The following is a 20,191-nucleotide window of genomic DNA, read 5'->3' as shown; positions in this document are numbered from 1 at the left end:
CTGCGAAACCGTGGTTGCGGGCGTGATTAGCCACCATTGAGGGTGTACGCGTGAATCCAATTATGAAAATGCTGGCCGTACCAGCAACCGTAGTCGCCCTGTGGGCAATCAGCGCTCAGGCTTCGACCATCAATGACGACATCGCCAAGCGTCTCGATCCGGTGGGCAAGGTGTGTGTTCAGGGCGAAGAGTGCAAGGGGATGGAAGTCGCGGTCGCCGTGGGCGGTGGCGGTGGGGCCAAGACGCCGGATGACGTGATTGCCAAACATTGCAACGCTTGTCATGGCACCGGCCTGCTGAATGCGCCGAAAATCGGTGACACCGCCGCCTGGAAAGAGCGCGCCGATCATGTGAGTACCGTGATTGCGAGTATTGCCGGAGCCTCGGACGAGGAGAAAGGCAAGAAGGGTGTCGCGGGCCTGGCAGCCGTGGCGACTCATGGCTTCAATGCCATGCCACCGAAGGGGACTTGCGCCGACTGTACGACTGAAGATCTTCAAGGTGCCATCGAGAAAATGTCCGGCCTGAAATAAGGACGATCTTCTCTGAAAAAGCCGCTTACGAGCGGCTTTTTTGTATCTGCTGAAAACGCGTTCCTATGTCGCCGGGCTGTCATTTGCAGCAAATTCCCGGCAAGCTCGGTCGAACCTCAATTCAAGGAAAGGCGAGGAGGCTCCGATGGTGCAGTGCTGTTCTATCGAACGTGCGGTCGACGAGGTGTTGGCGCGGCTGCCGATGCATATTCACATGGCCAGCCCGTTGGGTTTGGGCAAGCCCAACCGATTTATCAACGCGCTCTACCAGCGCATCAGGCAATTGCCGGAGCGCCGGCTGACGATCTACACGGCCTTGAGCCTGGGTCGCCCGTCCTTGGGTGACGGCTTGCAGCGGCGTTTCCTCGAACCCTTCGTCGAACGGGTATTCGGTGACTACCCCGAACTGGATTTCCTCGCCGACCTGCGCCGGGACAGCCTGCCGCCGAATATCCACGTCCAGCAGTTCTTCATGCAGCCCGGCAGCCTGCTGCACAGCAGCCAGGCCCAGCAGGACTACGTCAGCAGCAACTACAGCCATGCCGCTCGCGACATCAACGCCGCCGGCCTGAACCTGGTCGCGCAATTGGTGGCCGAGTCCGCGGAGCACCCCGGGCAACTGAGCCTGAGCTGCAACCCGGACATCACCCTCGACCTGCTGCCGATGATCGCCCGACGCCGTGCTGCGGGTGAAACCATCCTGATGCTCGCCCAGGTCCACAGCGACCTGCCCTACATGCCCGGGGACTCGGAGCTCAGCCGTGACGCCTTCGACCTGCTGATCGATGAAGCGGAACGCAGCACCCTGTTCTCCACCCCGAACATGCCCGTGGACACCCAGGATCACTTTATCGGCCTGCACGCCAGCACCCTGGTGCGCGATGGCGGCACGCTGCAGATTGGCATCGGCTCCATGGGCGACGCGTTGACCGCTGCCTTGCTGGCCCGCCAGGCGGATAACGAGGGTTACCAGGCCTTGTTGGCGGATATCGATCTGTTGCCCTGGAAAGCCCTGCTCGACAAGGAGGGCGGTGTCGAGGTGTTCGCCGAGGGGCTTTACGGTTGTAGCGAGATGTTCGTCAACGGCCTGTTGGTGCTGGCGGACGCGGGTATTGTGCGGCGCAAGGTCTACACCGACCTGGAGCAGCAACGCCAAGCCAATGCCGGAACCCTCGACAGCGGCCTGCGGACGGGCGGAATTGCGGTGCATGGCGGCTTCTTTCTTGGGCCGCGCAGTTTCTATCAGCGCCTGCACGAGCTGTCCCGGGACAAGCTGGGTGAGTTCAACATGACCGCCATCAGCTACATCAACGAGCTGTATGGCCAGGAAGAACTCAAGCGCTTGCAACGCATCGATGCGCGCTTTATCAACAGTGCCTTCACCATGACCTTGCTCGGTGCCGGCGTGGCCGACCAGCTCGAAGACGGCCGGGTGCTCAGCGGTGTCGGCGGGCAGTACAACTTCGTGGCCCAGGGGCATGCGCTGGAGGGCGCGCGGTCGATCCTGATTCTGCGCAGCTGGCGCGAGTCGGGCGGTGAGGTCAGTTCGAATATCGTCTGGGAGTATGGTCATTGCACCATCCCCCGGCATCTGCGCGATATCGTCGTGACCGAGTACGGGATTGCCGATCTGCGTGGCAAGACCGACGCCCAGGTGATCGAGGCGTTGCTGAATATCGCCGATTCACGCTTTCAGTCGGAACTGATCGAGCAGGCGCAAAAAGTTGGCAAACTGCCGGGGCATTTCCGTCTCGACCCACGCTTTGCCGATAACAGCCCGCAACGTTTGCAGGCGATTCGGACACGGCACCCGCATTTGTTCCCGGAGTATCCGCTGGGCTGTGATTTCCAGCCCGAGGAACGGGAGCTGTTGCGGGCGTTGAACTGGCTGAAGAGCAAATTCAAGCTGAGCGAGGCGCTTGAGTTGGGCAAGGCGACGTTGGAGGCGCCCGAGCCGTCGGCGTTTGCGGTGCATCTGCAACGCATGGGGCTGGCGCAGCCGCAAGGCCTGCGTGACGAGTTGTACCAGCGCCTGTTGCTGACGGGGCTGCAAGCCACTGCCGGCTAGCGGATGGGGGTCCTGGCGCTGGGCGTATGCCTCAGTTGTAGGTGACGTCCACCGTCGCCAGGCTTTCCAGCGAGCCTTCGCTGACCGCGCCGGATTTCCAGTAGGCCGCTCCCAGTGGCAGTACGGCCAGGCCGCCGCTGGGGGTCAAGGTGCGGGCATTGTCGCTGCCGTCGGCGCGGAGGGTCTGTTGCACGCCCCCCAGGCGCGAGTACAGCCACAACGCGAGGCCGCTGGCGTCGCCGCTGTTGGCGAAGCGGGCGCCATCGGCGGGTGCCGGGGTGCCGTTGAACGTGAAGGTGATGCTGTTGATATCCGAGTCGCAGCGTGCGCTCAGCTCGAAGGGCTTGTGCCCCGCCGAGTCGCTATTGGCGAAGTCACCGACCCTGATCGGCGGCAGTGAGATGGAGCGATTGCTGTCATCGGCAATCAGGCTGCAAGTGCCTCCCTCGACGGTGCCATTGATCTGCAGGTTGCCCTGGTTCGGGTCCTCGGCGGCCGAGGCCTGGGTGATGCCCACCACCGTCAGCGCCAGGGGTATCAGGTAGATTTTCATGGGGTGTTGTCCGTTCTCGCGGGCCGACTGGCAGGTTGCGGCCAGGCAGGGCCTGGGTGCGTCAGTTGTAGGAAATGGTCACGAAGGCTGCAGTCACCAGTGTGCCTTTGGTGACGGTGCTGATGGGGATCTTCATGTAGTGCGCGCCCATGGGGATTACCGCACGGCCGGCGGTTGTTGCAATGGTTCGCGAGCGAGCGGTAGCGGTGCCGTTGGCCGGGAAGTTGTAGGCCACTCCGCCAATGCGCGATTGAATCACCGTGACGATGCCTCTGGAGTTGCCGGTATTGTGGAAGTGCGTAGGGGACCAAGGGGATTGCGTGCCGCTGAAGGTGAAGGTGACATTCCTGATATCCGGATCGCAGTTGGCGGTCAGGTCGAACGTATGGAGCCCGGCCCAGGTGCTGCTATCGAAGTCACTGACCTTGACCGGAGGCAGGATGATGGTGCGGTTGGTGTCACCGCTGGCCAGGCTGCAGGTGCCGCCCTGGATCTCCCCGCTAAAGTTCAGGTTGCCGCTGGTGGCGGCATGGGCGGTGGCGGCGATAGTGGTGGCGGCAATCCACAAGGAACATGCAAAAACAGGGGCTTTCATTGTCGGGGTCCTTGCTGATTAAGAAGTCGATCAGTTCCGGGTGGCTGACGAAAAGCGTCGCCTGCCACGGGCTTGCTAGTTGTAGGTAATGTTGACGGTGACGCGGCTCACCAGCGTGCCCTTGGTCAGGGCGCCGCTGGTCTTGTGATACTCCGCGCCCATGCGCAGCACGGCGCGGTTAGCTGACACCGCCACGGTGCGGGTGCTGTTGTGGCTGACGGTCTGGCCCGGTGTATGCAGCCATAGAGCAACGCCGCGAGCCGTGCCGGTGGTGTTGGCAAAGAGCGCGGAGTTCGTGGGCTCCGGGGTGCCGGTGAACCTGAAGGTGACGTTCGAGGCGTTGCTGCAGTTAGCGGTCAGGTCGAAGTATTTGAGACCGGTGGAGATGCCGGTGAAGTTCGAGATCCGCACGGGGTCCAGCGCGATCGTGCGGTTGACATCGCCAGCGTTGAGATTGCAGGTTCCAGGAACAATCTGGACGGGAGAAATCCTGTAGTAGACGGATGACCAGGTCCCTCCCGGAGGCGCGCCAAAGCAACATTCTCCCGGTAAGTATGCGATCGCAAGGGGAGTCATTTCGATAATTGCACCGCTCTCCGTTACGGTCCCTGGCGATATGTTTCCAGTCTTCACCAAGGCAAACGCGGCCTGTCCACCGACAACACCTGATCTCTCCTGGGTGGTTGAACCCGCGATGCCTCCCGTTCCACCAGGGCTGTTCGGTATGGACGTGTTGTTCCAAGTGGCTGTATTCGCTTTGGCGGCAACGGCCAATCCGACACCCACAACATTGGTTGCGTACACTCTGCTCTGCGTGTAGGCCGGTGAAGGTGCGGCAGCCCAAGCGACTGCCGGTCTCGAGCCGACATACGTCAACGTCGAGCCGTTGTAAAATCGGCGCCAATCAATAGTGGTGTTTGAGGTGCAATTGAAGACCCCGGTATGGGAAGGACTATAGGTCCAGGGGGTCAACATCCCGCCAACCGGCAGGGCATCTGATACATCGACTTTTGTGGGCAGTGCAACGACTGCATTTATTCCGCCGCCGCTACAGGTTCCGATTTTAGGATCTCGGGCATAGACCTTGTCTGTCGAGGCGAGCGATACAATAAGGCCTATGGCAACGGTCCAGAGGGTCCGGTTTTTCACCCGGTTTGCGATCCTTTCCTTGCAATGTTCGAGCGTTTGGTTCGACATGTCATGACCTGTTCTTTCGTTGATGGAGCCGTTACTGAGGGGGCTGTGGTGCTGCTGGCGCGGAGTCGCAGACCGCATCCATTTGCGGCAGGCTTTCGTTTCGGACGCCGTTCCCTGGCTCTGCAAGGGCATAGTCGATGTGGCACTGCTCATGGGGGCTTTGGCCCCATTTGACGGTCAACACCCCCTGGTCCTGCTCGGTCCGCACGAACATCTTGCCCGCCTGCCCGACCACGCCCACGTTGGTGCCGCTTTGATCGAACACATCGGCAGCGAAGGGCAGCGGGAGGCCGTCCGCCCGGCTGGCATTGATGATCAGAGCCCGGCCGCTGCTGGTCTCGTACTTCATCACCACCACGGAGCCGGCCCGGGGCGCGACGTTGTGCGAGGCGGACTTGAGCTCCACGTCATGGGACATGCCCTTGGGGTCCAGTTCGACCACGTTCTGGCGGTACGGCGTGAGGTGTGGCACCACGGCGTAGCCGTTGTCGTCCACCTGCGCATTGTTGTTGCCGACCCAGGCGCCCTTGGCTCCGGGCGCGCTGACCAGGCCGATGGTGTCGCCGAGTTCCGGGGTCAGGGTCAGGCCGTCGGCATGGGCCACGATGCCGCCGGACAAGCCCAGGGATTGCGAGTGGTAGCCGTTGCCCTGGCTGTAACTGGTGGAGGTCTGGGCGTAGCGACTGCGGTATTGCAGGTCGGCGTTGAAGCTGTTGCCGATGCCATTGTCGGCGTGGCTGGCCGAGGCCCCGTAGTTGATCTCGTTGCGTTCGCCCCAGGTGCCACTGAGGCCGGTCCGGAGGCTGTTTTGCCGGTCGCCATGGGTCAGTGTGCTCGACAGGTTGGGCGCGCGGTTCGAGTAGCCGAGCGGAAGGCTGATGGTGAGATCGACCTGGTTGTTGCTGCGCTCGGTGAGCAGGTCGCGGGTACGCTGGGCACTGACGGTGTAGTTCATGCGTTGCCAGTTGCTGCTGTAGCCGGCGCTGAAGCTCAGGCTGCCGCCCTTGCGGTTCCAGTAGTTCTGCGACGAGCCGGTGAGGAACACCGAGCCCCGCTCCAGGCTCTGGTTGAGGCTGATATCCAGGCGTTCGCGGACCCGGCTGATATTGTCCAGATTGCCTCCGTCGCGGGCCAGTTCACGCAGTCGCGCGGTATCCCGCGCGGTGAGGAAACCGTCGGTGGAATAACGGAAGGCGCCGAGGGCGAAGTTGGTCCCGGTGTCGGCGAAGTTCTTGTTGTAGCGTGCCTGCAGGCTCTGGCCCCGGCGGCTTCCATTCCCCGGCAGTTCGGCATGGGAAGTGGTCAGGTCCAGCGAAATTGCGCCCAGCGGGGTATTGAGAGCCGCGCCGAAGATTTGCGAGGCATAACCTTCCGAGGCCAAGGCACCGGTATAGCCGGTGAGCAGGTTGTTCAGGCCGTACTGGAAGGTGCCCTGGCTCAGCCAGGGATTGCTGTTGACGCCGAGCTCGGCCATCTCGCCCACGCTCAGGGAATAGCGGCTATAGCCGGGCCGGAGCAGCTTCACATCGGAAGCGAAAGGTACGATGAATTGTCGCTGGCGCCCGTCAGCCTCGGTGACGGTGACCTCCAGATCGCCGCCGTAGCCGGTGGGGAACAGGTCGTCGAGCACGAAGGGCCCCGGGGCCACGCTGACTTCGTCGAGCAGTATGCCGCGCTGGCGTATGCTGACCCGGGCGTTGGTCTCGGCCACGCCACGGACGGTGGGCGCATAGCCGGTCTGCGAGTCGGGCAACATGCGATCGTCGGTGGAGAGGGTGGCGCCGCGCAGGCGAATGCCGTCGAACAGCTCGCCGCTGGTGTAGATTTCGCCGGTCATGAATTGCGCTTGCAGCTCGGGCAGTTCCCGTTGCACATAGGTGGCGCTGCTCTGGTAGCTGCTGCTGGCATTGTTGCTGCTGTAGGCGCCGTTGTGCCGCAGGTGCCAACCGTTCAGGTTGAGACCGGTGTTCAGCCTCAGGGAGTTGGAGAGCGATGAACGGCCCTGGTTGCTGTTCCTGAACGCGTTGGCATCGTAGCGGATGAACGCCGCGTTCACGCCCGGATCCCAATGCTCCGGGCTGACATAACCGCGTGCCTTGCGCGCCAGGTAAATCTGCGGGACTTGCAGGTCCAGCCGGCTCTCGCCGGCATCGAAGCGGGCGCTGGCGCCGGGTAGATAGGTACTGATATCGCCGCAGGCCGGCGTGCTCGGTAGTGGCGGCGGAACGGTTTCACCGGCTTCGGCGGCCTTTTGCGCTACCCCGTCAAGGTCGACCCCGAGCCTGATCAGCAGGCTGCGGTCCAGGCAAAGCTGGGCGTTTTTCTGGCCCTCGACGCTGGCGAAGGTCAGTTCGTCGCGGCCGATCCAGCCACCGTTGACGGTGATATCGGCACGATAATGTCCCGGCAGGACCACATTGCCTTCGTTGAAGCGCGAGATGTCGATCTGCCCGCCACCTCCTGGAAAGAAGGCCGGGTTGAACTCCACCCGCTCGACCTCGTCGGCGGCCAGGGCGCTGCCGGCTCCCAGCAGCAGAAGGCTGTGAATGACGTGGGCCAGGCGGCTGCGCACAGGGTGCGTTCCACCGGCTACAGGTTGTGTTTTCGATCTCATCGCTAACGTTCCAGACCTTGTGTATTGCCGGATTTGGGCAAGCCGCTCCCTACCGTCGTGTGTTTTGGGTCGCGACGGGGCCGGAGGTGTCGTTACGGGTGGGCGTTCAAGTGACGCCGGGTCTTCGTTCAGCCCGTCATGGCATGACCTGGGCTTTGTGTGTCTGCCGGGCACCGTAGTCGTCGATGATCTGGAATTCGACCTGGGCGCCGGCACCCGGGGCCGATTTCAGGCTTGGTAGGGGGAAACGGTTGCTGGCATGGGGATTGACCATGTTCTCGGCTGCGGTCTCGCCGACCGGCTTGGCATGGCGTTGCCCCGCCGCCAGCAGACCCACCGAATCGAAGTTCAGGTGGTAGGGCGTCGGGTTATGCACTTCCAGGGTCGGCCCCTGCTCGGTTTGCACCAGCTTCCAGAGCAGTTTTTCGGCGGCCTGTGCCGTCTCGTACGGCAGGCCCTGTGGTCGGAAGAACACCTTGATCCGGGTCTTGAACGCCAGTTGCAACTGATTGCTCTGCTCCGAATCCCGGGCCTTGGGCGGGACTTCCAGCATGTTGAGCCAGAACAGGCTCTCGCGATCCGTGGGCAGCGGTTCGCCGGTATAGGTCAGGCGCACGACCTGCTGCTTTTCCGGCTCCATCCGAAAGATCGGTGGCGTGGCGACAAACGGGACCTTGGCCTGTTCCGGCGTCACTTCCTCGTCGCCGCTGTCCAGCCAGACCTGTACCAGCGCCGGTTTCTGGTTCTTGTTCTCGAAACGTATGCTCACTTCCTTCTGGTTCGCCGGGTACACCACGCGGGTGCCGGTGATGACGACGCTGGCCTGGGCCGTGACGCTGGCGATCAACGTCAGGGTCGCCAGGACGAGCCGCGCTTTGCGGCGAGTGAAGCGGGTGGTGTGCTGGGATCTGAGGGCGTTCATGGTCAATCGTTGGTCCGGTTCAAGAGGGGATGTCGGCGGTATGGCTGACCCGCGCGCCGAAATCGCTGATCGCGCTGAACTCGACCTTCAGTGCACCCGCTGGCGGGGTCCGTAGGCCGGGTAGTACGAAGCGTTTGATATCGCCGGCCGGCAACAACAGGCTGTCGTTGACCTCCTTGTTCGGGGCTTTCGGGTAACGTTCGTTGCCGCTTTTGCCCACCAGTTCGACCGATCCCAGCGAGACGTGATAAGGCGTCGGGTTGACGACTTCCAGGGCGTGACCGCCTTCATGGGACACCAGCTTCCAGCTCAGCCTCGGTGCCGCGGCGGCCTTCGAATAGGGCAACCCCTCGGGTCGGAAGAACACCCGCAGACGAGAGCGAAACGACAGCTCCAGCAGGTTCCTGTCCTTGGCATCGGCGGCGGTTGGCTGCACTTCCAGCACATTCAGCCAGAACAGGCTTTCGCGGTCCTTGGGCAATGGCTCGCCGGTATAACGCAGGCGAGGGGCCTGCTGTTTTTTCGGTTCGATGCGCAGGATCGGCGGTAGCGCGGTGAAGGGCGCCTGCGCGGTGGCGGGCGTCGCAAGTTTGTCGCCGTCATCGAGCCAGAGCTGGACCAGGGCGGGGCGTTCGCCCTTGTTCTCCAGACGGACCACGACTTCCTGCTGTTCGGCGGGATAGATCACGCGCGCGCCATGGATGATCACGGCGGCAAACGAGGACGTAGCGTGCAGCGATGCCGTCAGAAGGGCACAGATGACCATGCCCGAACGAGCCAGGTTGTTCATTGGCGAAGCTCTCGTATTGAAGGCTGGACCCGCGACAGGGCACGGGCCCTTTGGATGGCGCTTAGTCGGCGTACTCGACCATGAAGCCGACCCGGGTGTTGACCTCGCCTTCGCCCGCGGCGCCAGTGGCGTAGTACTGGGCGGCCAGGGGGATGAGCGCCTGGTTGTCGGCAATGACCACGCCTTCGGATTTTTCGGTGTAGACGTGGATCGGCGTGCCGTCGCGGCGGGTCACTTCGACCTGGACGTTGCTGGCAGAGTCTGCCGTGCTGTCGATGTTCAGGCGGCCGGTGGCGACATCGATGGCCGGGCTGCTCGGGTCGAATGCGATCATCGCGGTGCGGCCGTCGGTGCAGGCGGTTTCGCCTGGTGAGCCGACGCGAATGGTGAAGCCGGTGAGGTTGCGGCGATCGCCGGCGTTTGCCAGGAGCGAGGCGGGCACACCGCCCAGGTCGATGTTCTTGACCACGGTGCCGCCGCCTGGCGCTTCGCCTTCAATGGTGCAGGTCACGTCGGTTACCAGGCCGTTGAAGGTGATGATGCCGTCGTTGGCCGCGAAAGCCGGCAGGGCGATAAGGGCCGCGAGGGCCAGGGAGACGGCGGCAGAGACTTGAGAGATTTTCATCGGATTACCTTGAATGGTTTCAGTTGATGTCTCCTCCGCCAGGCGGCTAGGGAAGGCGCTAGCCTGTCGGATGAGGGTTACCACTCTCTTGCAAGCCGCACCGCTGGACTATCGAGATACCTCGAACCCGGGCAGTTTCGTGATTTCTCGAATGGGTTGTCGTTTGTGCTCCCGGGGTTGGCTGCTATAAGTCTGAAAGTTCTGTAGGTCTTAGCCGGGCCCCTCCCGTTGCCGGCCTGGCTTTCATCATTCAGGAGGTCTGATCCAAAATGAGTAGCGTATTTCCGGGTACCCGCACCGTCATGCTGCTGGACGACCATGAGGTGATCAGGGTGGGTACGGCCCTGTGGTTATCCAAGGAGTCCGATCTTGAGATCGTCGGTTCCTTTTCCACGAGTGGGGAACTGTTCGCCGCGTTGGCCAATCGACGACCCGATATCGTCGTCGTCGACTTCATGCTCGGTCCGCTGGAGATCGACGGTGTCAACCTGATCCGCGCACTCCGGGTGCGTTATCCCGAGTGCCGGACCCTGGTGCTGTCGGCGCAGTACACGCCGGCGACCGTGTCGCTGGCGCTGCAGGCGGGAAGCTGGGGTTTCTTCGGCAAGTCCCAGCGGCTGGACGAACTGGCGGCCGCCATCCGTACCGTGGCCCGCGGCAAGATCTACCTGCATCCCGACATGGCGCGGGAGGTGGGGGTGTCGCAGTCGGCGCTGTGCAAGGTGTCGGTCACCGCCGAGCGCACGTGCGGCTGTGCGCACCATGAGATTCTTTCACCGCGGGAGCGGGAAGTGTTGCGCTGCTTTCTAGATGGCATGTCGGTGAATGGGATCGCCGCCAAGTTCTCACGCAGCGCCAATACCATCAGCACGCAGAAACAGTCGGCCTACCGCAAGCTGGGGATCAAGACCGACAGCGAGTTGTTCAAGTTATCCGGCTCGCTGCGGGACTCGAGTGCGATAGGCCTCTGATTTCCGGGTTCTTGTCAGAGAAAACTGACGACCCCACCGGCCAGCGATTGCACCCGGGCCAGGGATTCCACGCGATAACCCTGGGCATCCAGTTCGGCACGGCCGCCCTGGAAGGATTTCTCGATGACGATACCCAGGCCGGCGACGGTCGCACCGGCCTGCTTGATGATCGAGATCAGCGCCTGGGACGCTTTGCCGTTGGCCAGGAAGTCATCGATGATCAGCACGCGGTCGCTGCTGGTCAGGTGGCGCGGGGAAATTGCCACGGTGCTTTCCACCTGCTTGGTGAAGGAATACACGGTCGCCGACAGCAGGTTTTCAGTCAGGGTCAGGGACTGGTGCTTGCGGGCGAAAATCACCGGCACGCCGAGGTTCAGCCCGGTCATGATCGCCGGGGCAATGCCCGAAGCTTCGATGGTAACGATCTTGGTAATGCCCGAGTCGGCGAACAGTCTGGCGAATTCGTCACCGATCAGTTTCATCAACTGCGGGTCGATCTGGTGGTTCAGGAAGGCGTCGACCTTCAGTACCTGATCGGAAAGCACGATGCCTTCTTCGCGAATTTTCTTGTGCAGTGCTTCCACGGAACGTCCTCGAATAGCGCCTTTGCGCTGAAGATAGATTAAAAAATGCTCAATTCTAGCGCTTTAACATCGCGCGTATATCCGCCAATGCCGAATTGCCGCGTACGGCTTTCACTTCGGTCGGCGTGTCGTCGTTGCCTTCCCAGGCCAGGTCGTCCGGCGGTAGTTCATCGAGGAAACGGCTTGGTGCGCAGTCGATGACCTCGCCGTACTGCTTGCGCTTGGCGGCAAAGGTGAAGGCCAGGGTCTGACGGGCACGGGTAATGCCGACGTAGGCCAGGCGCCGTTCTTCCTCGATGGTGTCGGCCTCGATGCTGGAACGGTGTGGGAGGATTTCCTCCTCCATGCCCATGATGAACACGTAGGGAAATTCCAGCCCCTTGGAGGCATGCAGGGTCATCATCTGCACGCCTTCGGCGCCGTCCTCTTCTTCCTGCTGGCGCTCGAGCATGTCGCGCAGCACCAGCTTGCCGATGGCGTCCTCGACGGTCATGTCGCCGTCTTCGTCTTTTTCCAGGGTGTTCTTCAGCGCTTCGATCAGGAACCAGACGTTGCCCATCCTGTAGTCCGCGGCCTTGTCGCTGGAGCTGTTGGTGCGCAGCCAATTCTCGTAGTCGATGTCCATGACCATGCTGCGCAGGGCCGAGATCGGATCTTCGCCGGCGCACTGTTCACGCACACGGTCCATGAAACGCTTGAAACGCGCCAGGCGGTCGGTGAAGCGGCTGTCCAGGTGTTCGCCCAGGCCGATTTCGTCGGTGGCGGCGTACATCGAGATCTTGCGCTCGGTGGCGTAGTTGCCGAGTTTTTCCAGAGTGGTCGAACCGATCTCCCGGCGTGGGACGTTGATCACCCGCAGGAAGGCGTTGTCGTCGTCCGGGTTCACGATCAGGCGGAAGTAGGCCATCAGATCCTTCACCTCCTGACGTCCGAAAAAGCTGTTGCCCCCTGACAGGCGATAGGGAATCTGGTGGTGCTGCAGCTTCAGCTCGATCAGCTTGGCCTGGTAGTTGCCCCGGTAGAGGATGGCGAAATCACTGTAGGGTCGGTCGGTGCGCAGGTGCAGGCTGAGGATTTCCACGGCCACGCGCTCGGCCTCGGCGTCCTCGTTGCGGCAACGGATCACGCGGATTTCGTCGCCGTGGCCCATTTCGCTCCACAACTGCTTTTCGAATTCGTGGGGGTTGTTCGAGATCAGCACGTTGGCGCAACGCAGGATGCGGCTGGTGGAGCGGTAGTTCTGCTCCAGCATCACCACTTTCAGGGACGGATAGTCGTCCTTGAGCAGCATCAGGTTTTCTGGCCGCGCACCGCGCCAGGCGTAGATCGACTGGTCGTCGTCGCCGACCACGGTGAACTGGTTGCGAGTGCCGATCAGCATTTTTACCAGCAGGTATTGGCTGGCGTTGGTGTCCTGGTATTCGTCCACCAACAGGTAGCGGACCTTGTTCTGCCACTTTTCCAGGATGTCGGCATGTTCCTCGAAGAGTTTCACCGGCAGCAGAATCAGGTCGTCGAAGTCCACCGCGTTGAACGCCTTGAGCGTGCGCTGGTAGTGGGTGTAGACGATGGCGGCGGTCTGCTCCTTGGGATTGCGCGCATTCTCCAGGGCCTGGGGCGGCAGGATCAGGTCGTTTTTCCACGAGCCGATCATGTTCTTGATCTCGTCGACGCCGTCGTCGCCCGAGTATTCCTTCTGCATGATGTCGGTCATCAGGGCCTTGACGTCGGCCTCATCGAAGATCGAGAAGCCTGGCTTGTAGCCCAGCCGCACGTGCTCCTTGCGGATGATGTTCAACCCCAGGTTGTGGAAGGTCGACACCGTCAGGCCACGGCCTTCGCCGCCCTTGAGCAGGGTGCCGACGCGCTCCTTCATTTCCCGTGCGGCCTTGTTGGTGAAGGTCATCGCGACGATGTACTGGGCACGGATACCGCAGTTCTGGATCAAGTGGGCGATCTTGCGGGTGATCACGCTGGTTTTGCCGGAGCCGGCACCGGCGAGCACCAAAAGAGGGCCGCCGACGTAGTTCACGGCTTCTTGCTGCCGGGGATTGAGTCGGGACATGACGGAGTCAGGAGTCTGTTGCAAAAAGGGCGGGCATTTTAACAGGCTGGAAGGATTCTGCTGCGACTCTCCGACACTGTGACGTGCCGCTCTATCTAAATTTGCCGGTTTTGTTACTTTCACGCAGGATGCGCGGCGGATTTACAGCTATTGTTCACATTTGTGTTACACAGCCAAGCACTTGATAATCAATCGTATTTAAAGTCGCCCCGAAGCGTGTCGCAATGTTGATCGTCAACGTTTTTTGCAGAGTTTAGGGAGTCAGCTTGTCTACGCCTGTGGAACCCTTGCGTTTGCTGCTTCTGGCCGATGAGCCGGAGTGGGCGGCCTTGTTGCGCGAGTGTCTGGCTCCTTTGGGAGACTCGGCCGTGTTGATCCATGCGCCCTCCTGGGAGGTGGTCAGCCGCCTGTTCGAGGCTGATCGCACGGCGCTGTTGTTGACGGTGCCGAACCTGCAGCCCGCACCGGGCCGCTGCCACCTGTCGACCATCCTGTTGCTGGATGAAGAGCCGTTGATCGCGCCCCTGGGGGTCAGTGACTGGCTGGTTCGCCAGGGCCTCGATGCGCCGACCTTGCGCCGCTGCCTGCGCCATGTACGTGAGCGTGGCGTGCTGGAAAACACCTTGCAGCGCCTGGCCGAGCAGGACCCGCTGACTGGCATCGCCAATCGCCAGGGCTTCCAGACCTTGCTGGCGGCGCGCCTGGCTGAAAACGAAGGACGTGGTCTGGCCCTCGGGCACCTGGACCTGGACAATTTCCGACATGCCAACGACGCCCTGGGTCACCAGGCCGGCGACCGGCTGATCCTGCAGGTGGTTGCGCGGCTCAAGAGCCAGCTCGAGGCCGGCGACCAGCTCGCCCGCCTGGGCAGCGACGAATTCGCCCTGCTGATCGACACCCGTCGTGCGCCCCAGCGCGCCGAGAGTGTGGCCGAACGGATTGTCGAGGCCATGGCCGAGCCTTACTGGATCGACGGCGAGAGCCTGTTGATCGGCTGCAGCCTGGGCATCGCCCATACCCGCGCCAACGCCGGGGCCGACCCGTTGATGTGGCATGCGCATATCGCCATGCAGCAGGCCAAGAGCACCCAGGGTTGTACCTTTCACATCTTCAATGAGCGCATCAATCGCAACGCCCGCAGTCTCGCCGACCTGGAAAGCGAACTGCGTCGGGCGCTGCGCCGCGACGAACTGGAGTTGCATTACCAGCCGCGTCTCGACCTGGGCAGTGGCCGGATCGTCGGGCTCGAAGCCCTGGTGCGCTGGCGTCACGGCGAGCGTGGGCTGTTGCCGCCCAGCGAGTTCGTGCCCCTGGCCGAACAAAGTGGCCTGATCGTGCCGTTGGGTTACTGGGTGATTTCCCGGGCGCTGCGGGATATGCAGGCCTTGCGCGAGCGCGGGCTGGCGCCGTTGCACATGGCGGTCAACCTGTCGTTCCGGCAGTTCCAGGACAGCCAGTTGCTCCCGACCTTGAGTCGGCTGATCAGCGAGCGTGGCGTCGAGGCGCAGTGGCTGGAGTTCGAACTCACTGAAACTGCAGTGATGCGCCGCAGCGACCTGGTCAAGCAGACCATGGATGCCCTCGGGCGGCTGGGCGTGCGCTTTTCCCTGGACGACTTCGGCACCGGGTTTTCTTCCTTCGTGCACCTCAACAGCCTGCCCATCGCCTTGCTCAAGGTGGACAAGAGTTTTGTCGGCGGCATGGAGCTGCGTGAGGAGAACCGCAAGCTGGTGCATGCCATGGTCAACCTGGCCCACAACCTTCATCTGGAGGTCGTGGCCGAAGGGGTGGAAACCCCCGAGCAACTGGCCTTGCTGCGCGAGTTCGGCTGCGACCAGGTCCAGGGTTACCTGATCAGCAAGCCGTTGCCACTGGCGGAACTGGTGGAGTATCTGACCTTTGGCGCCGCTCAGTCGGTGGTCCAGGAAGTGGTTTGATGCCGCTGGATGCAGCCTGTCGACTCAGGCTGCATCCATGATGTTGCGTTGATGACCTGGCGCCCCATGGCGTCCGAGCATCCGCTTCATCCGCCATTCGAAGGCCAGTGTCAGGCTCACCGCCGCGCAGGCCAGGCCCAGCGCCAGTCCCCACCAGACACCGGTCGGGCCCTGGTTGAAATCAAACGCCAGCAACCACGCCGCCGGGGCGCCGATCAGCCAGTAGCAGGCCAGGCCCACGAGGAAGGTGGTCTTGGCGTCTTTCAGGCCCCGAATTGCGCCCATGGCGATGGTCTGGGTGCCGTCGAACAGCTCGAACCAGGCGGCCACCGCCAGCAGTTTGACCGCCAGTTCGATGACCGGTTGGAACGCCGGGTCGTTGCGATCCAGGAACAGCCCGACCAACTGATTCGGCGCCAGCCAGAACAGCGCGGCAAAGGCCAGCATGGCGGCCGCGCCGAAGGCGATCCCGACCCGGCCGGCCAGGCGCGCATCCAGCAACTGTCCGGCGCCATAGTGCAGGCCGATGCGCATGGTGATGGCATAGGAGATCCCTGCCGGCACCATAAAGGCCGCCGAGACGATCTGCAGGGCGATCTGGTGCGCCGCCAATTGCGTGCTGCCCATGGTGCCCATGCACAGCGCGGCAAAGGCGAACAGCCCGACTTCCACGGCATAGGTTCCGCCAATGGGCAGACCCAGGCGCCAGAGTTCGCGCAGGTACTGCCAGTTGGGCCGCGACAGCCCCCGCAGCAAGGGGTAGTTGCGGTAGGCCGGGTGTTGGCGGATATGCCAGGCCAGCGCCAGGGCCATGCAGCTTGCGACTAGGGCGGTGACCAGGCCGATACCCACCAGGCCCAGCTTCGGCAGGCCGAACATCCCGGTGATCAGGGCATAGTTGAGGGCAAAGTTGGCCACGGTCCCGCACAGGCTGATCACCATCACCGGGGTGGCGCGGCCCAGGGCGCTGGTGAACCCGCGCAGGGCCATGAAGCTCAGGTAGCCGGGCAGGGCGAACGGCAGCGCCGTCAGAAATTGCGTGGCGGCGTGCACGTTGGTCGGGGTCTGGCCGAACATCAGCAGCACCGGCTTGAGGTTCCACAGCAGCAGGCCGGCCACCAGGGCCATGGCCCAGGCCAGCCACAGTCCGGCCTGGGTCAGGCGGGTCGCACCTTCGATATCGCCGGCGCCCTGGCGAATGGACACCAGGGTGCCGACGGCCGCGATCACGCCAATACAGAAAATCGACACGAACGAATAACTCGCCGCCCCCAGGCCGCCGCCGGCCAGGGCTTCGGGGCTGAGCCGGGCCATCATCAGGGTGTCGGTCAGCACCATCAGCATATGCGCCAACTGCGAGGCGATCAGCGGCCCGGACAGCCGCAGGATGGCCCAGAGTTCGGTGCGTGCTGAATGCTTCATGATCATCAGGCTCGGCAGGTGGAAGGCAGTGAGAACCGTTGATTTTCAGGGTTCCCGGGCATTTGCACAAAGGGATAAAACCGATTGCTCGCATGATAAAAACTCATGCAAGGCGGTTTCTGCTAGGGTGGCCTGATTGCGTTATCGGAGCGCTGCCCATGTCCCGTCGTCTACCTCCCCTGTATGCCTTGCGTGCGTTTGAAGCGGCGGCCCGCCACAGTTCGTTCACCCGGGCGGCGGAGGAGCTTTCCATTACTCAGAGTGCGGTCAGCCGACATATTCGTACGCTTGAAGAGCACTTCGCCTGTCGGCTGTTTCAGCGTAACGGGCGCAATCTGCAACTGACCGAATCCGCGCGTTTGCTGCTGCCGGGTATCCGCGACGGTTTCGGTGCCCTGGAGCGGGCCTGCAATACCTTGCGCGCCGAAGACGACATCCTGCGCATGAAGGCGCCGTCGACCTTGACCATGCGCTGGTTGCTGGCCCGGCTCAGCCGCTTCCGGCATTTGCAGGAGGGCAACGAGGTGCAGCTCACCAGTGCCTGGATGGATGTCGACAGCGTGGACTTCAACCAGGAGCCATTTGATTGTGCGGTGTTGCTCAGCAATGGCCATTTCCCGCCCGACTGGGAGGCCAGCTACCTGTTTTCCGAGTGGTTGATTCCGGTGGGAGCACCTACGCTGCTCAATGAGCGGCCTTGGGATGCCGAACGTTTGGCCAGTGTCGAACTGCTGCACCCGACACCGGATCGGCGTGACTGGCGCAGTTGGCTGGAGCGCATGGGGCTGTCCGAGCGGATCTCGCTCAAGGGCGGCCAGCTGTTCGATACCCTGGAACTGGGCATGATTGCCGCTGCGCGGGGTTACGGGGTGTCCATGGGCGACTTGCTGATGGTGGCCGAGGACGTGGCCCAGGGACGTCTGAGCCTGCCGTGGCCGACCGCCGTCGACAGTGGTGAGAAATATTACCTGGTCTGGCCAAAGACCCGACCGGGCGGGGAGCGCCTGCGGCGTCTCAGCGATTTTCTTCAGGGCGAGGTGGCGGCCATGGTGTTGCCCGACGTCGAACGTCTGAGCTGATACGCTGTTTTTGGTGGCAACTGATATCCGTCCAAATGACTCAAGTATTCACTGATGCCGCCGAATCTACCGACATGGAACCGGCGCCAAAAAACGGTTCGCTCATATTTTGTCCATTAGAAATGTTTCCGCGCGGTCTGACAGTCTCCACAGGATTCGCCGCCCGGTCAGGAGCCGTACCATGTCTCGACCCCGTGCCCGAATTGCCTCGCAACTAGGGCTGGCCCTCGCCGTTATCCTGGCGTTGGTGATCAGCGGCAGCACCGTATTTGCCCTGCGCTCGCTGGATTCCGCCAACCTCGACACCCGCGAAGAGCACCTCGCCAGCGAAGCGCGCCTGCTCGCCGATCAGTTGAACACCTTCCACAGCACCTTGCGCGAGAGCACCCAGCGCCTGAGCGGGCTGTTCGAAAAACGCTTTGGCAGTGGCCTGAGCGTGCGTCCCGAGGAGTTGGTCAAGGTCGGTAGCGTTCAAGCGCCGGGCCTGTACCTGGGCAATGAACTGCTGAACAACAACTTCGCCGAAGTGGACGAGTTCAAGCAGATGTCCGCGGGTGTTGCGACCCTGTTCGTGCGTAGCGGCGAGGATTTTGTCCGGGTCAGCACCTCCCTGACCAAGCAGGACGGCAGTCGGGCCATCGGCACCTTGCTTGATCACCAGCACCCGGCTTATCAGCGCCTGTTGGCGGGCCAGGGTTATGTCGGCCGGGCGCTGCTGTTCGACCGTTACTACATGACTCAGTACACCCCGGTACGTGATGCCGCCGGCAAAGTGATTGCGGTGCTGTTCGTCGGTTTCGACTACACCGATGCGCAGAATGCACAGTTCGACAACCTCAAGCGCTTCCGCATTGGCACGGCTGGCTCCTTGTCCTTGCTCGATGAGCAGAAGCATTGGCTGGTACCGCCGGCCGGGGTGGCGGATCTTGAGCAGGCGATTCCGGTGGTCGTCGATCTGGTCCGGCAACCGGGCCGTGGGCGCTTCTGGAGTGACAAGAACGAGGACTTCTACAGCGTCGCGGTGAGTTTTGAAGGCGGGCCATGGACCGTGGTGGCGAGCATGCCCAAGTCCGAGATCCGCGCCGTGACCTGGAGCGTCGGTATTCAACTGGTGATCGGCAGCCTGTTGGCCATGCTGCTGGCTGTCGGCGCGGCGATCTGGCTGCTGCGCAGCAAGTTGCGGCCCCTGGACGACCTGGTGCGTCAGGCACAAGCGCTGGGGGCGGGGGACTTGAGCGTACGCCTGGACGTGTCCAGCCATGACGAGATCGGCCAGTTGGCCGACAGCTTCAACCAGATGGGCCAGGCGCTGTCCTCCATGGTCGAACACATCCGCAAGGCGGCCGGTGAGGTCAGCAGTCGTGCCCATGTGCTTTCCGGTTTGTCCGGTGGTGCCTATGAAGGGATGGAGCAGCAATCCGGCGAGATCACCAGCATGGCCGGTGCGGTGGAAGAGTTCAGCGCCACCTCGCTGAATATCGCCGACAACATGGGCAATACCGAGCAGTTGGCCCAGGAAAATGCCCGACAGACGCGTATCGGCCGTACCGCCATGGAGGAGGCTTCGACGTCCCTGGAGCAGATCGCCGGCTCCCTCGGCAGCACGGCGCAGGTGATCAATGCCTTGGGGCAACGTTCCGAGGAGATCGGCGGGATTGTCGGGGTGATCACCTCGATTGCCGACCAGACCAACTTGCTGGCGTTGAACGCGGCCATCGAAGCGGCCCGGGCCGGCGAGCAGGGGCGCGGCTTTGCCGTGGTGGCGGATGAGGTGCGCAGCCTGGCGGGGCGTACCCGTGAAGCCACCGACCAGATTTCCGGGATGATCCAGAGCATCCAGCAACAGACCGGTCAGGCCATCAGTACCATGGAAGAAGGCAATCGGTTGATGCAGGAAGGCCTGTCACGCAATGCCAACGTGGCTTCGGCCCTGGCACAGATCGACGAGCAGAGCCGTTCGGCGGGACAGCAATTCGCGGTCATCACCACTGCGACCCAGGAGCAGAGCAGCACGGCGACTCTGCTCAGCAGCAACCTGCAAAGCATTGCCCTGGCCAACAGTGAGCAGCGTGAAGTGGTGTCCAACCTGGCGATCACGGCCCGGGAGCTGGAAGCCCTGGCGGCGGAGTTGCGTCAGGAAGTGGATCGCTTTCGCTAAAAGCAGCGCCTTATCGCGAATGTTGGAATGCAGGCTGTAGTGCGCGTGGTCCTCGGGCTGACGCGCATTTTTTCGACC

Annotated in this window: 16 protein-coding genes and 1 pseudogene; 7 read left to right on the top strand and 10 right to left on the bottom strand. The window is 62.5% G+C overall.

Annotated elements, in window-relative coordinates:
• The first annotated feature begins 62 nt into the window (after positions 1-62).
• Positions 63-533 carry a c-type cytochrome gene (locus tag HX866_RS20605; protein ID WP_177094045.1) on the top strand — a complete coding sequence of 157 codons (471 nt, stop codon included), beginning with the start codon at positions 63-65 and terminating at the stop codon, positions 531-533.
• Between the two features lie 145 nt (positions 534-678).
• On the top strand, positions 679-2,601 hold the full coding sequence (locus HX866_RS20600) for an acetyl-CoA hydrolase/transferase family protein (protein ID WP_177140328.1): 1,923 nt from the start codon (positions 679-681) through the stop codon (positions 2,599-2,601).
• Positions 2,602-2,632: 31 nt separating this feature from the next.
• On the opposite strand, the gene HX866_RS20595 is transcribed toward HX866_RS20600, so the two are convergent.
• The 7 genes from HX866_RS20595 to HX866_RS20565 all read right to left on the bottom strand — a co-directional run bounded on the left by HX866_RS20595 (position 2,633) and on the right by HX866_RS20565 (position 9,897).
• A complete protein-coding gene (locus tag HX866_RS20595) occupies positions 2,633-3,154 on the bottom strand; it encodes a fimbrial protein (protein WP_177094047.1) in 522 nt (173 codons plus the stop codon).
• A gap of 61 nt (positions 3,155-3,215) precedes the next feature.
• Positions 3,216-3,749 carry a fimbrial protein gene (locus HX866_RS20590; RefSeq protein WP_177094048.1) on the bottom strand — a complete coding sequence of 178 codons (534 nt, stop codon included), beginning with the start codon at positions 3,747-3,749 and terminating at the stop codon, positions 3,216-3,218.
• 75 nt (positions 3,750-3,824) lie between these two features.
• A complete protein-coding gene (locus HX866_RS34075; RefSeq protein ID WP_218179157.1) occupies positions 3,825-4,946 on the bottom strand; it encodes a fimbrial protein in 1,122 nt (373 codons plus the stop codon).
• 31 nt (positions 4,947-4,977) lie between these two features.
• Positions 4,978-7,560, bottom strand: a complete 2,583-nt coding sequence (locus HX866_RS20580; protein WP_177094049.1) for a fimbria/pilus outer membrane usher protein — start codon at positions 7,558-7,560, stop codon at positions 4,978-4,980.
• 136 nt (positions 7,561-7,696) lie between these two features.
• Positions 7,697-8,482 (bottom strand): fimbrial biogenesis chaperone, encoded by a 786-nt coding sequence (locus HX866_RS20575; RefSeq protein ID WP_177140327.1) that lies wholly within the window; start codon positions 8,480-8,482, stop codon positions 7,697-7,699.
• Between the two features lie 19 nt (positions 8,483-8,501).
• Positions 8,502-9,272 (bottom strand): fimbria/pilus periplasmic chaperone, encoded by a 771-nt coding sequence (locus tag HX866_RS20570; protein WP_177094051.1) that lies wholly within the window; start codon positions 9,270-9,272, stop codon positions 8,502-8,504.
• A 61-nt stretch (positions 9,273-9,333) separates the two neighbouring features.
• On the bottom strand, positions 9,334-9,897 hold the full coding sequence (locus HX866_RS20565) for a fimbrial protein (RefSeq protein ID WP_177124952.1): 564 nt from the start codon (positions 9,895-9,897) through the stop codon (positions 9,334-9,336).
• A 302-nt stretch (positions 9,898-10,199) separates the two neighbouring features.
• Here HX866_RS20565 and HX866_RS20560 point away from each other — a divergent pair, with 302 nt between their 5' ends.
• Positions 10,200-10,868, top strand: coding sequence for a response regulator (locus HX866_RS20560; RefSeq protein WP_177094136.1), 669 nt, complete (start codon positions 10,200-10,202; stop codon positions 10,866-10,868).
• A gap of 14 nt (positions 10,869-10,882) precedes the next feature.
• Here the strand turns inward: HX866_RS20560 and HX866_RS20555 are convergent, their stop codons facing one another.
• Together HX866_RS20555 and rep are read right to left on the bottom strand one after the other, a co-directional pair.
• Positions 10,883-11,452 (bottom strand): xanthine phosphoribosyltransferase, encoded by a 570-nt coding sequence (locus HX866_RS20555; protein ID WP_177094053.1) that lies wholly within the window; start codon positions 11,450-11,452, stop codon positions 10,883-10,885.
• A gap of 55 nt (positions 11,453-11,507) precedes the next feature.
• Entirely contained in the window at positions 11,508-13,517 is a 2,010-nt protein-coding gene (gene rep / locus HX866_RS20550; RefSeq protein WP_177094054.1) for a DNA helicase Rep, read from the bottom strand.
• A 266-nt stretch (positions 13,518-13,783) separates the two neighbouring features.
• On the opposite strand from rep, the gene HX866_RS20545 reads away from it, so the two are divergent.
• Positions 13,784-15,454 (top strand): putative bifunctional diguanylate cyclase/phosphodiesterase, encoded by a 1,671-nt coding sequence (locus HX866_RS20545; RefSeq protein ID WP_177140326.1) that lies wholly within the window; start codon positions 13,784-13,786, stop codon positions 15,452-15,454.
• Between the two features lie 24 nt (positions 15,455-15,478).
• Here the strand turns inward: HX866_RS20545 and HX866_RS20540 are convergent, their stop codons facing one another.
• The gene (locus HX866_RS20540) at positions 15,479-16,882 is read right to left on the bottom strand and encodes a NorM family multidrug efflux MATE transporter (RefSeq protein ID WP_177124950.1); all 1,404 of its coding nucleotides are present in this window, start codon (positions 16,880-16,882) and stop codon (positions 15,479-15,481) included.
• A gap of 152 nt (positions 16,883-17,034) precedes the next feature.
• Between HX866_RS20540 and HX866_RS20535 the strand changes: the two genes are divergently transcribed.
• The 3 genes and pseudogenes from HX866_RS20535 (at position 17,035) to HX866_RS34865 (ending at position 20,113) form a co-directional block, all read left to right on the top strand.
• Positions 17,035-17,955 (top strand): LysR substrate-binding domain-containing protein, encoded by a 921-nt coding sequence (locus HX866_RS20535; RefSeq protein WP_177094057.1) that lies wholly within the window; start codon positions 17,035-17,037, stop codon positions 17,953-17,955.
• A gap of 181 nt (positions 17,956-18,136) precedes the next feature.
• Positions 18,137-19,258 (top strand): annotated as a pseudogene (locus HX866_RS34870) (Cache 3/Cache 2 fusion domain-containing protein); the annotation flags it as partial.
• Positions 19,253-20,113 (top strand): methyl-accepting chemotaxis protein, encoded by an 861-nt coding sequence (locus HX866_RS34865; protein ID WP_371318762.1) that lies wholly within the window; start codon positions 19,253-19,255, stop codon positions 20,111-20,113. The pseudogene HX866_RS34870 and the gene HX866_RS34865, both read left to right, overlap by 6 nt.
• The last annotated feature ends 78 nt before the right edge of the window (positions 20,114-20,191 follow it).

It is taken from the genome of Pseudomonas gingeri, assembly GCF_013386165.1.
In the GTDB taxonomy this organism is placed as follows: Bacteria; Pseudomonadota; Gammaproteobacteria; order Pseudomonadales; family Pseudomonadaceae; genus Aquipseudomonas; species Aquipseudomonas gingeri_C.
This window is presented reverse-complemented; position numbering and strand designations above follow the sequence as displayed.